This window comes from Flagellimonas lutaonensis (genome assembly GCF_000963865.1).
Lineage (GTDB): Bacteria > Bacteroidota > Bacteroidia > Flavobacteriales > Flavobacteriaceae > Flagellimonas_A > Flagellimonas_A lutaonensis.
The window spans coordinates 853,756-867,500 of record NZ_CP011071.1; the positions used below are offsets into that span (position 1 = coordinate 853,756).

At 44.4% G+C, this 13,745-nt stretch carries 9 protein-coding genes and 1 tRNA gene (1 of these 10 running past the window's edge); 2 read left to right on the forward strand and 8 right to left on the reverse strand.

Going from position 1 to position 13,745, the window contains the following annotated elements:
- Positions 1-192: 192 nt before the first annotated feature.
- The 6 genes from VC82_RS04140 to nhaD all read right to left on the reverse strand — a co-directional run bounded on the left by VC82_RS04140 (position 193) and on the right by nhaD (position 4,941).
- Positions 193-267, reverse strand: a tRNA-Val gene (locus VC82_RS04140).
- Positions 268-340: 73 nt separating this feature from the next.
- Complete coding sequence (locus VC82_RS04145) at positions 341-1,552, reverse strand: bifunctional folylpolyglutamate synthase/dihydrofolate synthase (RefSeq protein WP_045801255.1); 1,212 nt, start codon at positions 1,550-1,552, stop codon at positions 341-343.
- Positions 1,552-2,466, reverse strand: a complete 915-nt coding sequence (locus VC82_RS04150) for a hypothetical protein (RefSeq protein ID WP_045801256.1) — start codon at positions 2,464-2,466, stop codon at positions 1,552-1,554. The genes VC82_RS04145 and VC82_RS04150 overlap by 1 nt, the downstream gene beginning before the upstream one ends.
- Complete coding sequence (locus VC82_RS04155; protein WP_045801257.1) at positions 2,466-2,852, reverse strand: ExbD/TolR family protein; 387 nt, start codon at positions 2,850-2,852, stop codon at positions 2,466-2,468. The genes VC82_RS04150 and VC82_RS04155 overlap by 1 nt, the downstream gene beginning before the upstream one ends.
- A 9-nt stretch (positions 2,853-2,861) precedes the next feature.
- The gene (locus VC82_RS04160) at positions 2,862-3,554 is read right to left on the reverse strand and encodes a MotA/TolQ/ExbB proton channel family protein (protein ID WP_045801258.1); all 693 of its coding nucleotides are present in this window, start codon (positions 3,552-3,554) and stop codon (positions 2,862-2,864) included.
- A gap of 55 nt (positions 3,555-3,609) precedes the next feature.
- The gene (gene nhaD, locus VC82_RS04165) at positions 3,610-4,941 is read right to left on the reverse strand and encodes a sodium:proton antiporter NhaD (RefSeq protein ID WP_045801259.1); all 1,332 of its coding nucleotides are present in this window, start codon (positions 4,939-4,941) and stop codon (positions 3,610-3,612) included.
- Between the two features lie 239 nt (positions 4,942-5,180).
- On the opposite strand from nhaD, the gene VC82_RS04170 reads away from it, so the two are divergent.
- Complete coding sequence (locus tag VC82_RS04170; RefSeq protein WP_045801260.1) at positions 5,181-6,323, forward strand: acyl-CoA dehydrogenase; 1,143 nt, start codon at positions 5,181-5,183, stop codon at positions 6,321-6,323.
- A gap of 143 nt (positions 6,324-6,466) precedes the next feature.
- Here the strand turns inward: VC82_RS04170 and VC82_RS04175 are convergent, their stop codons facing one another.
- Positions 6,467-6,958, reverse strand: coding sequence for a hypothetical protein (locus VC82_RS04175; RefSeq protein ID WP_157517977.1), 492 nt, complete (start codon positions 6,956-6,958; stop codon positions 6,467-6,469).
- Entirely contained in the window at positions 6,958-8,871 is a 1,914-nt protein-coding gene (locus tag VC82_RS04180; RefSeq protein WP_045801262.1) for a hypothetical protein, read from the reverse strand. Before VC82_RS04180 ends, VC82_RS04175 begins: the two co-directional genes overlap by 1 nt.
- 453 nt (positions 8,872-9,324) lie before the next feature.
- On the opposite strand from VC82_RS04180, the gene gltB reads away from it, so the two are divergent.
- Positions 9,325-13,745 carry the 5' portion of a glutamate synthase large subunit gene (gene gltB, locus VC82_RS04185; protein WP_045801263.1) on the forward strand. 85 nt of this gene lie beyond the right edge of the window, so the window shows 4,421 of its 4,506 coding nt (coding positions 1-4,421); its start codon is at positions 9,325-9,327; its stop codon lies beyond the right edge, outside the window.

Sequence of the window (13,745 nt, forward strand, 5' to 3'; positions counted from 1 at the left end):
ACTGATTATTTTTTGATTGATGAACTACTAGTTACCCAGAAATGAAGAAAAGTGGGGTTTGCCCGATAAGAATTTACCTGCAAAACCATAAAAGCCGATAGGGGATTACTGTTTAAAAAGTGAATTCAAGCAATTGTCATCAGCCAAACAAAAAAAGCCCCCGATTTCTCGGAGGCCTTGTCTTTAACTGTGTGGGCCCTACTGGATTCGAACCAGTGACCCCCTGCTTGTAAGGCAGGTGCTCTGAACCAACTGAGCTAAGAGCCCGTACCATTTCTGTAAATGGAGTGCAAATATAGCATGATTTTTTTTGTAACCAAGAAGAAAATTGGCAAAAAAATCAGACTACCTCAGCTACGACGAAAGTGCTTCCGCCCACAAAAATAAAATCCCCTTTCTGGGCCGCTTTTTGTGCAGCCTCAAGCCCCAATGACACCGTTTTGAAAGATGTGCCGGCCAAACCCACTTCATTTGCCATAAGGGCGAGTTCGTCTTGATCGAGCCCCCTTGGCACAGAAGGTTTTACAAAATAATATTCGGCCTGTTTCGGAAATAGGGGCAAAATGGCATCAAGATCTTTATCGGCGACAAACCCCAATACCATATGCAGTTTTCTAAAGTCATTTTGGCCAATCTGTTCCAACACGGCGTTTATTCCTTCCCTATTATGTGCCGTATCGCAAACCACGGTTGGGTTGTTCTGTAAAACATGCCATCGCCCCATGAATTGTGTGTTCTCGATTACCTTTTTTAAACCGTTTGCCATGTTCTTCTCAGTAATCTCAAAGCCTTCCAGCATATTCAAACAGGCTACCACCGCTGCTTGGTTCTTCTTCTGGTAAGACCCCAACAAATCGGTTTCATATACCTGTATGGCCATTTGGTCGGCAAAAACAATGTCCGACTTCTTTTGGGCGGCCATCAACCTAAACACAGCTTCGGTCTCTGGTTGGGTTTCGCCAATTACAACAGGTACTCGCCTTTTGATGATACCTGCTTTCTCAAGTGCTATTTTCTCTAAGGTATTGCCCAAAAACTGCATATGGTCGTAACCTATGTTGGTAATTAGGGAAACCTCTGGCTTTATGATATTGGTAGAATCAAGCCTGCCGCCCAATCCCACTTCTATTATGGCAATATCAACCCCCTCATTGGCAAAGTTATCAAAGGCCATTCCCACGGTCATCTCAAAAAAAGAGAGCTTATTTTTGTCCAAAAAAGCCCTGTTCCGTTCTATAAACCGTATAACATCGCTTTTGGAAATGGGAGCCCCATTTATTTTGATTCGCTCTCTAAAGTCTTTTAAATGTGGTGAAGTGTAGAGTCCGACCTTGTACCCCGCTTCTTGCAAAACCGAGGCGAGCATATGGCTACAGGAGCCTTTTCCGTTGGTTCCTCCGACATGGATGCTCTTGAACTTTCTTTCTGGGGAGCCCAATTTTTCTGCGAAGGCCTTTATGTTGTCTAGTTTGGCATTGAGCGCAGAAGGCCCTTTTTGCTGGTACATAGGAAGCTGGGCAAACATCCACTCCACCGTTTTCTCGTAGGTCACTACTGCCCAAGTTTAAAATTCACGACCACAAAGCCTATTTGCTGTGCAGGTGCGTCAGAATCCAGATTCCACTTGTGGAGAAAAGCGGTCTTTTTGGCCGGCTCCAACAAACATGGTGCATTGTTTGTGGTGCCCTTTACACCAGGGGTTGCCTGAACCACCTTGCCTGTTCTGTCGACAACGATGCGCACCACCACCCGGCCCTCTTCATTACATTGTTGCTGTACTTTGCCCTTACTGACCAAAGAACGTCCGCTAAGGCCATAACCACCCGTGCCACTGCCACTACCGGGGGCACCATAATAAGTGGTAGCGTACGGGTCGCCATCGGGTTGCCCCTTGTCGCCCGGCCGGTCGTCATCGCCTTCGCTGCCAGAGGCGTTTCCGTCAGATTTGCCAATGCCCCCGATAAGGGCATCCAATTTTTTCTTCTTGGCTTCCTCTTGTTGCCGTCTGCGCTCTTCGGCCTCTAACCGTTCGCGCTCTTTACGTTCGGCCTCGGCCTTGGCTTTCTCTGCGGCCTCTTCCGCTTTTCGCTTGGCCTCGCGCTGTTGCTTGATCTTTATCGATTCTTCAGATTCTTGGGTCAGCACCTTTTCAGTGGGCTGTTCTTTTTCTGCGACCTCCCCCTCTTCGACTTCCGGTTTCTGGACCGGCTGTTCGACCTGTTCCTGAATTTCTTCGGGCGGATTGGGCGGTTCGGGTATCTCCCTGGGCTGGGATTGTATTTTTTGTTTTGGTTGTAGGTTGCCACTGCCGAAATCCATAGTTCCAAAATTTACGGCAATTCCGTTCTCAATGGGTGGATCTAAATAGGTAAGCCCTATATAAAAAAGCAATAGCAGTAGCAGGCTTAACAAAAAAGTGGTAAGCGCGAATGATTTTTTCTTGTGTCTCGTGTCTAAAAATGACATTACTTGGGCCGCACGGCCAAGATGACCTTGTAATTGTTGCGGTTTGCGATATCCATCACATTCACCGCTTCCCTAATGGCAACGCTTTCTTCTGCCCGTAGGATGATTGTTGGCTTTTCTTGGCCTTCAAGTGCTTTTTTTAATTCAATTTCAATGTATTCTCCGTTGATCTGCTCGTTGTTCACGTAGTATCTCAAATCCTTATCGATGGTAACCGAAACGTTCTGTGTATTGGTCGACTTGCCCTTGGCCTTTGGCAGTAAAAGATCTAGGGCATTGGGGGCGTTTGAGGTCAGCATAAAGAAAATCAGCAAAAGAAATACAATGTCTGTCATCGACGACATGCTGAACTCTGGACTGACCTTGTTTCTACCTTTCAGTTTCATATGGTGCTATTAAACGGGTTCGTTCAATAAATCTAAAAACTCGACCGCGTTGGCCTCCATCTTGTGTACCACCTTATCGGTTCGGTTCACCAAGTGGTTGTAGCCGATATAGGCAATAATGCCCACAATCAAACCGGCTACCGTAGTGGTCATGGCAGTATAGATACCAGAGGCCAATAGCCCCATTTCTGCCTGCCCGCCACTACTGGCCATTTGGTGAAATGCCAAAATCATGCCAATAACAGTCCCCAAGAAACCTATCATGGGTGCTGCACCGGCCACAGTAGCCAATATGCTCACGTTCTTTTCAAGCTTGTACACTTCCAGTGTGCCAGCGTTCTCTATGGCCACATTGATGTCTTCCAAGGGCTTTCCTATGCGCGAAATCCCTTTCTCCGTCAAACGGGCCACCGGTGAGTCGGTCTGTGCACAAAGTAATTTGGCCGCTTCAAGTTTGCCGCTCATCACATGGTCGCGAATCTGGTTCATGAAATTCTTGTCGATCTTTGAAGCCGCCTTGATGGCCAAAAGCCTTTCGAAATAAATGTACAAAGCCACGGCCAGCATAGCGAACAGCACAGAAATAATCACTATGCTCCCTGTACCGCCGTTAAAGATAAGATCGATAACTGACAGTGTTTTTTCTTCTGAAATGGATACGCCCAATTCAGCCCCTTCTTCCAAATCTTGAAATAATAGCATAAAAATCCCCAATTTTTGTTGCAATAATAACGGAGATTTTTTGAAATAAGTATGCCTAGAACATAAAATCGCGCATCAAAATGAATACGAGTGCCCCTGCGACAAATCCTACGAATGCCAACCAGGCAATTTTTCTCAGGTACCAAAAGAAATCGATTTTCTCCATTCCCATGGCCACCACACCGGCAGCTGAACCTATGATCAGCATACTTCCACCGGTACCGGCCGAATAGGCTATAAAGTGCCACAATGGATGGTCCGTCGGCTCAGAGAACATACCCATACTGGCGGCCACCAACGGCACATTGTCGATAACGGCCGATCCAATACCCAATAACATGACCACTATATCGGTCTGCGGAATGGCTTCGTTCAGGCTCTCGGCATAGTTGAATAGAATGCCCAGTGATTCCAATGCGGCTACCGCCAACAATATTCCCAAGAAAAACAGGATACTGGGGAGCTCTATCTTGGTCAAGGCCGTATGTACGGGGCTATGGTGCGAAGATTCGGCATGGCCTTCGTCAATGGCAGAACTGATACTGAACTTGGCATTACTGTATATCTCAGCAAAAGTCGCCACTATGGCCAATGAGAGCATCATGCCCACATAAGGGGGCAAATGTGTAATGGTCTTGAAGAAGGGCACAAAAACAATAGACCCCAGCCCCAAATACAGCATGGTAGGGCCAAATTTTGATTTTGGTGCCTCAGTTTCTTCAACATCTGCATCAATGTGCCCTCTAAACACTTTGAACCTACTGGCAATCAATGTAGGCACTACCGTGCAGAAGACAGCTGGCAAAAGCACCCGTTTTACCAAAGAGGCCGCCTCGACCTTCTCGGCAATCCAGAGCATTGTAGTCGTTACGTCACCGATGGGCGACCAAGCACCCCCTGCATTTGCATTGATAATAATAAGGCCTGCAAACCATAGGCGTGTTTCCCTATCCCTGATAACTTTTTGTAAAATGGTCACCAAAACAATGGTAGCGGTAAGGTTATCGATAATGGCTGATAATATAAAGGCCAAAATGGAAAATATCCATAACAGCTTTGTTTTGCTCCGTGTCTTTATATAGCCCTTAATGGTGGCAAAACCATCAAAATAATCAATTATTTCCACAATGGTCATGGCCCCTAACAAGAAGACCAAAATCTCAGCAGTCTTGCCCAAATGATGAAGCAATATTTCATCGATATGGGTGGGTTCCAGCTCTTTGAGCTGGGCGTTTACCTCAAACACATCGAGATGGGCAAGGGCAATTATGGCCCAAAGAATTGCCATCATCGCCAGTGCAGGAATCAGTTTATCAATTTTTAGATTGTGCTCTAGGGTAATGGCCAAATAGCCTGCAAGAAAAACAATTATGATTATGGTTTCCATGGTATAGTTGGTTTTATGGTAAAAGGTTGACCAAGTTCAACACGCCTAAAGATATTCAAAAAACTTTTTTGATCACAAGGCAAAAGGGGCTAAATAATCGATATGTTTTTTTTGCGCAATTCAAATTGGACAGAACTCTACATGGTTTTGCATAATTCTCATTTTTGCCCCTTTATCGATAAAAAAGATGCAGTGAAACCTTATATTTGCACTGTTATTTTGTTCATACTACAACTATCATGAATTTTACACTTTCCGAAGAACAATTGATGATACAGCAGGCCGCGCGCGATTTCGCGCAGACCGAATTGCTACCGGGTGTCATCGAACGCGACGAAAAACAAGAGTTCCCCAAAGAACAAGTAAGAAAAATGGGGGAACTGGGCTTTATGGGTATGATGGTCGACCCTAAATATGGCGGCAGTGGACTGGATACCCTCTCTTATGTATTGGTAATGGAAGAGCTTTCAAAAATCGATGCATCGGCCTCAGTAATCGTGTCGGTGAACAACTCATTGGTCTGCTGGGGATTGGAAGCCTTCGGAACAGAAGAACAAAAACAAAAATACCTCACCCGCCTGGCCACTGGCGAGGTAATCGGGGCATTCTGCCTCTCTGAACCTGAAGCGGGCAGTGATGCCACCTCACAAAAGACCACCGCTATTGACAAAGGCGACCATTATATCTTGAACGGCACCAAAAACTGGATCACCAATGGCGGATCGGCCGATATATATCTGGTCATGGCCCAGACCGATGTTGATAAAGGGCACAAGGGCATCAACGCCCTGATCGTGGAAAAGGGCATGGAGGGTTTTGAAATAGGCCCTAAAGAGAACAAATTGGGCATTCGCGGCAGTGACACCCATTCGTTGATCTTTAACGATGTAAAAGTGCCCAAAGAAAACCGGATCGGTGAAGATGGTTTCGGTTTCAAATTTGCCATGAAAACATTGGAAGGGGGCCGAATAGGTATTGCGGCACAAGCCTTGGGCATTGCTGCGGGCGCTTATGAGCTTTCCTTAAAATATTCAAAAGAACGCAAAGCGTTCGGCACCGAGATTGCCAACCACCAGGCCATTGCCTTTAAATTGGCCGATATGCAAACCAAAATTCAAGCGGCCCGCTACTTGGTCTACAAGGCCGCATGCGATAAAGACAATGGTGAAAATTATGGGCTCTCGAGTGCCATGGCCAAGTTGAATGCTTCAGAAGTGGCCATGCACACGACCGTTGAGGCGGTGCAGATACATGGTGGTAATGGGTATGTAAAAGAATATCACGTGGAACGGTTGATGCGCGATGCCAAGATCACACAGATCTATGAAGGCACTTCTGAAATTCAGAAAATCGTTATTTCAAGGAATATTCTGAGGGACTAAATAATCTTTAGACTTATGCAAGCTAATTCAAAGACTGAAAGTAGGATTAGACATAATTTTTAAACCAGCAGATTCAAAAAAGGGTGATGGCCAAACCAAAGTTAACAGCAATCACCCTTTCTTTTGATTTTCTACAATGTTATTCATTTTTTTATCTTCCTATTGTCGGTAACAACTACATTTTTTCGAGTACCAGTATAAATTAAAGGGTATACATAATAAAGGTTTTTACTTACCATGAGGTGCTCCGATTGCCCTTCGATATCCGTGACGAGATAAATCTTTCTCTTTAAACTGAGTTCGTTATGAATTTCCCAAAACGCCTTGCCTTTTGTGAAAATTTCTATTGTTCTCAGTTTGGAAGGGTTCAGTGCTTTTTTTTTCCTTATTTCGGCATTGGTATGATATTCTACCTCACCTTCTGGGGAAAGCCCTTTGAGATTGGGAATATCAAACTTAAAATAGTCAGTGTCAAAATTTGTATCCGCACTTGAAATCGCAAATCCGAAAGAAAGACTTTGTTCACAGGAGTATGATAGCAAAGGGGCATCCACATATAAGTAGAGGGTGTCATTTTGACCCTGCATATAAAAAGAGCAAATCAATGCTGTCAATGCGAAAAATTTAGATTTCATTAATTACAATTTTTGGTGTATTCCGTTTTTGCAGCATTTTCAACAAATTCTTTTTTACCTTGAAGGTATGCATTGTTGCCGATTGTGTTTTTATACTCATCTGTTTCCTCCAATCCTATCCATCCGATAAATTCCATCAACTCTTGCAAGGTAAAGTTATTGTATAAAAGGTTATTTTGCCCATTAACATTGGACAAAAAGTCATTATTGCTATCATTCAGCAACGGATGCAATGACATCAAATTCTGTACCATTTCATCCCTTAAGCCGGTTGTGTTAAACGAATTGTGATTCCATTGGGGATTGGATTGAGCATAATTTTTGTAAAGATTAATCATCAGGGCAGTCAGGCCAATATACGAATTGTAAATCACGTTGTTACTAATGAAAATAGGATAACCATCAGAATCGAAACCTGTTATTGCGCCCATCTCAACCAATCTGTCAAGGAGTTCGGCATGTATACTTTCATGAATCAACATTAGGGCTATCTCAATGTTGGAAGCACTGGCCACCGCCTCGGGATCTAATAATATATCATAAAGTCTAAAAGTTGTACCATTTGCAGAGCCTTTGGTGAAAGCATCTTCTCCACCAGGGGTTTGCGCAATCTTAAATCGTATGTTAGCAATTTTATCAGATGCGAACCGAGTGTTGATCACATTCTTAAAAAATGTATTTGATTGAGATTTTAGTTTATCATATACACACTTTACCTTCTGATTGGACAGCACGGATTTATCCAAAATAATTTGGTCATCGAAATCCACCTCTGCATCTTGGCTCATTGCAATCATAGCCTCTAATGCAAATGCCTTTTCAAATGAGGCATCTTCACATTGCACATTGTTCTGGATAAGATAGTCGCTTAATGCCTGAGCATGTGCAGGATTGGTAAACATATCCGTATAAGCTTCAGAAGCAATGTCTGGGCAAAGTCTATTTACAATACTTGAGAAATGGTTTAGATTAATGGTAACAGTTTGTCCTGGACCATTATCACAACCTGATTTACTACCAATATTACTTATGTCTCTTTTGCTAATGGGCGCTGTGGCCTCACAATTGGTATAATATTCAAAAGTGGTTGTAGTGCCATCTGACCATTTTATGACTATATTGATTCTAGTGGTACAAATATCGGGGCCAAGACTAAAGGCATTGCCATCTGGCGCGTGGTTGGCTGTAATGTTGAAAGTTGTAGCACTATAAAGGTGGTGGGTAACGGTCGGAGCAGTAGGATTATTGTTTCCCAACCAAACTATCCCCTGTGCCGAAGTCGAAACGGTTTCTTCATATTGGCTGCTTGAACCGGTATTCTGATAGGCCCCGGCTTGGTACGCCGTATAACTCTCCCAAAGACTTGAAAAACTAATCGATCCTGTGGGTATATCTGTTGAGGGGCCCCATAACTGATGCCAATCGGTTTGGATTAAGTCTGGATTTTCAATCGGTGAGCTAGAGGTTGAACCTATTGCAGAGCCGTCTTCGTTGCAATCGGGCATGCCCATGGCCAGCTTTCCTGATTTAAAATTTATGGCATTAAAAAAGCGGTCAAAATTATAAGTGTAATACTTACCCTGAAATTTTGCAAAGTCATAACCGCTTCCCCGATATGCCTCAAGGGCGTGAGGCGCCACGACATACCTCCTTATTTTCGGACTTAGAACATTGCCATTCTCATCTACTGGGACTATTAGATTGTAAAACTCATCATCTGATGCACCATCGACAAATATTGGAAAGGTATAGTTCTTATTACCAGTAGTACTTTCTTTAATCCATTTTATGATGTTCATATCTATGACCGCTTTTTTATAGGACAAACTTTTCGAAGCCCGTGTAGACTTTCCTGTGATATTTTCCAATACCTCTACAATATGGGGCACTTCTTCTACTTTCGTAGAACCCATTTCAATTCTTTGGGGTAGTTCTATGCTATCATTTTCAGGAGAATCGATACCTTCACCCCCTAATTAATCTGTTAGATTTTCATTGCTGCAGGAGAAAAGGACAAAAATAAATAGTAAGTATTTTAACTTAAAAACATAAGTTTTCATTTTATTTAATTAAAGTTTAATCCTGTTAAAAATATAAAATATTCTAAAAAAATATTCAATACAATAATTTTTATGAGTATGACCCTACAGCCGAAATATGCTACACTCATATATTTAGAAAAAAGCAATTCTTAAACAAAAAATCAATTTTTTCTATTGAGAAAATGGTAAAATACACCCCTTCTAATTCAGATATTGAATTTTTTTTAGCGGTTTGGTTCAAACATTGATTATTCCTTTTTGTTTGTTCGCCGAGGTTGAATTTTATTTATAGTTTAGGATGTTTTTCACGAAATATCCTAATCGATGAAACCAGAACAACAAGGACTCTATCTACCGGAATTTGAGCACGAAAACTGCGGCGCAGGATTCATCTGCAGCCTAAAGGGAAACCGCTCAAACGACATTATACACAAGGCACTCGAGATTCTCGACAAACTCGAGCACCGGGGAGCCGTCAGTGCTGATGGCAAAACTGGTGACGGTGCGGGCATTCTAATCGACATTCCGCATGATTTCTTCACAGATGTCTGTGATTTTAAATTACCTGAACCTGGTGATTATGCCGTGGCCAATGTCTTTCTTCCACAGAAAGAGAACCAACGTAACTATTGTATTGCCGAATTTGAAAAAAACATTAAAGAACAAGGGCTGGAATTGCTCGGTTGGCGTGATGTGCCCGTAAACAAATCCGTCCCGGGCCGAATCGCAGCAGAGACAGAGCCTTTCGTAAAACAAATATTCGTCGCAAAGGGAACGAGCAAAGATGCTTTCCAGTTCAACCTGAAGCTCTTTATTGCGCGGAAGAAAACAGAATATGCCATCATTGCATCAAAATTGTCTCAGTCGGGCTTTTTTTATGTACCAAGTCTTTCGACCAAGATTATTATTTTCAAGGGGCTTCTGATGCCGAATGACATCAGTCGCTATTACAAAGACCTGTTAGACCCCCGAGTGGTCACCAAGCTGGCATTGGTGCACCAACGGTTTTCAACAAATACCTTTCCCACGTGGGATTTGGCCCAGCCATTCCGCTATATGTGCCATAACGGCGAGATCAATACCCTACGGGGCAATGTGGCCCGTATGCGCTCACGCGAAGAACTGATGAAAAGCCCATGGTTCGGTGATGAAATAAAAGAAATCCTTCCCGTCGTATTACCGGGCAAATCAGATTCGGCGAGCATGGATATGGTCGTGGAAATGCTTTTGATGACAGGCCGTTCTCTGCCAGAGGTAATGATGATGTTGGTACCCGAGGCCTGGGAAAAAAACCCAGCGATGTCTGAGTCTAAAAGGGCCTTTTACGAATACAACTCTTGCCTGATGGAACCTTGGGACGGACCCGCTTCCATCCCCTTTACAGATGGCAACTACATTGGTGCCGTATTGGACCGGAACGGTCTACGCCCTTCACGTTATTCAGTTACCAAAAACGGGTATGTGATCATGTCTTCAGAGACCGGGGTGGTAGACCTCAAGCCAGAGGAAATTGAATTTCATGGCCGATTGGAGCCCGGAAAGATGTTCTTGGTCAACATGGAAGAGGGGCGTATAGTCAACGACGAGGAAATCAAGGAAAAAATTGCCAAAAAACATCCTTACAAAAAGTGGTTAAAAGACAATTTGGTGCATCTCAAAGACATTCCCTACAATGATTGCCCACTGTTCTTTGGTGAATTTCCGCTGGAAACAAGAAGAGCTGCCTTTGGGTACACTTTGGAAGATATTGACACCATTATATTGCCCATGGCCAAAAAAGCCAAGGAACCCATAGGATCAATGGGCTCAGATACACCTATTGCGGTACTTTCTGAACGTCCGCAGTTGATTTACAATTACTTCAAACAGTTGTTTGCCCAAGTGACCAACCCGCCTTTGGATGGCATCAGGGAAGAGTTGATTTGTGACATCAGCCTGACATTGGGCAGTGACCAGAACATTTTTGAGATCAACGAACTGCATTGCCGCAAGTTGAAAATTCAGAATCCCGTAATTTCCAAAGAGGATTTGGATAAGATCAAGAACTATGATGCCAGCCCAGACTATAAGGTAGTCTCAATTTCCATGCTTTACGAAATCTCCAAGGGGCACAACGGTTTGGAGGAAGCACTCGAATCCATTCTGGATCAAGCTTCGAAAGCCGTGGACGAGGGTACCAACATCATTATTCTTTCCGATCGCATGATCAGTAAAGAAATGGCCCCGATTCCGGCACTTCTGGCCTGCTCATATGTGAACAGTGGCCTTCGAAGGTTGCAGAAGCGCTCAAAACTCAGTATCATCATAGAGTCTGCTGAACCCCGAGAGGTTCACCACTTTGCCCTTTTGTTCGGTTTTGGTGCCAGTGCCATCAACCCTTATATGGTCAACGAAATCATCGCACAACAGATTGAAGAGCATGATATTACAGAGTATTCATTTGATCAGGCCATCCAAAACTACAATAAGGCCATTGGCAAAGGCATCTTGAAGGTGATGAACAAGATTGGTATTTCCACCCTAAACTCGTACCGCGGGTCGCAGTTGTTCGAGTGTATCGGGCTCAACACCAAAGTGGTGGACAAGTATTTTCCGAATACTCCCACTCGAATACAGGGTATCGGCCTTTATGAGATTGAAAAGGAGATTGCCAAGCGCCACAGAAAAGCTTTTGAAATAGGAACGGTTCCGGCCAATCTCGATACCGAAATCGGAGGAGAATACCGTTGGCGCCGAAACGGTGAAAAACATATGTTCAACCCCTTGAGCGTGGCGTTGCTGCAAAAGGCCGTCAGACATAACGAACCCACCACCTACAAAGAGTTTTCCGAGATGGTGAACGAGCAATCAAAAAATCTGATGACCATCCGTGGGCTGTTCGAATTCTCAAATTTTGACCCTATACCCATCGATGAGGTCGAACCGTGGACCGAGATTGTAAAACGCTTTAAAACCGGCGCCATGTCGTACGGCAGTATTAGCAAAGAGGCCCATGAAAATCTGGCCATTGCCATGAACCGTATTGGCGGCAAGAGCAACTCTGGCGAAGGCGGTGAAGACCCAGAACGGTTCTACAAAAACCAATCAGGCGATTGGCGAAACAGTGCTATCAAGCAAGTGGCTTCAGGCCGATTTGGGGTAACTTCGAATTACCTGACCAATGCCCAAGAGATCCAGATAAAAATGGCCCAAGGGGCCAAGCCGGGCGAAGGCGGTCAATTGCCGGGGCCAAAGGTAAACCCCGCCATTGCAAAAACCCGAAATTCAACCCCCTATGTGGGCCTTATATCACCACCGCCACACCACGATATCTATTCAATCGAAGACCTGTCCCAATTGATCTTTGACCTAAAATCTGCCAACCGCGATGCACGAATCAATGTAAAACTGGTTTCCGAAGTTGGTGTGGGCACCGTAGCGGCCGGGGTCGCAAAGGCCAAGGCAGATGTAATCTTGATTTCTGGTTTCGACGGTGGAACAGGTGCGTCACCCCTAACCTCATTGAAGCATGCAGGGTTGCCCTGGGAACTCGGTATTGCCGAGGCCCAACAAACGTTGGTGCTCAACGATTTAAGAAACCGTGTCATACTGGAATGTGATGGCCAATTGAAGACGGGTCGAGATGTTGCCATCGCATGCCTACTCGGAGCCGAGGAATTCGGTTTTGCAACCGCCCCATTAGTGGCTTCTGGTTGCATTATGATGCGGGTATGCCACTTGAATACTTGTCCGGTCGGCATCGCCACGCAAAACCCAGAACTGCGAAAAAAATTCAAGGGCAAGCCCGAGCACGTGGTCAACTACATGTATTTTGTAGCACAAGAGCTGCGTGAGATCATGGCCAAACTAGGTTTCCGAACCGTTGATGAAATGGTGGGACAGGTACAAAAATTGGATAGAAAAAAGGCCATAGAACATTACAAGGCTGCTGGCATTGATTTAACACCTATCTTATACAAGGTAGATGTTCCGAAAGGCACTAAATTGTACAATACCGAAAAACAATACCACGGCATCGAGAAATCAATTGAGTTTGATATCATCGCCAAAGCACACCCTGCCTTATTTAGAAAAGAAAAGACAACACTTGAATTCCCCATAAAAAATACCGACAGGGCCATCGGTGCGATCATCAGCAATGAAATTTCGAAGATTTACGGCGCCGAGGGGCTGCCCCCAAATACGTTGAAACTGAACTTCACCGGTTCTGCGGGCCAAAGCTTCGGTGCTTTTGCCACCAAGGGCCTCACCATGGTCGTCAATGGCAACACCAACGACTATTTGGGCAAGGGGCTATCCGGTGCAAAATTGGTCATCAAGGTACCTGACAAATCCACATTGGTGCCCGAAGAGAACATCATTACGGGCAACGTAACCCTGTATGGTGCTACCTCTGGCGAGGCCTATATAAATGGCAAGGCCGGTGAACGTTTTTGTGTTAGAAACTCAGGGGCAAAGGCCGTTGTTGAAGGCATCGGAGACCATGGTTGTGAATATATGACCGGTGGCGTGGCCGTAATCCTGGGCAAAGTAGGCCGAAATTTCGGGGCAGGCATGAGCGGTGGCATTGCCTATATTTTTGATGAAGACCGCACTTTTGAACAAAACTGCAATGGAGAAGCACTGAACCTGCTTCCAGTTGAAGAAGACAATGATATCAAAGAGTTACGGGATTTGATAGAAAACCATTACAATGTGACCCTAAGCCCATTGGCCCAACGGATTCTAGAAGACTGGGAAAGCAG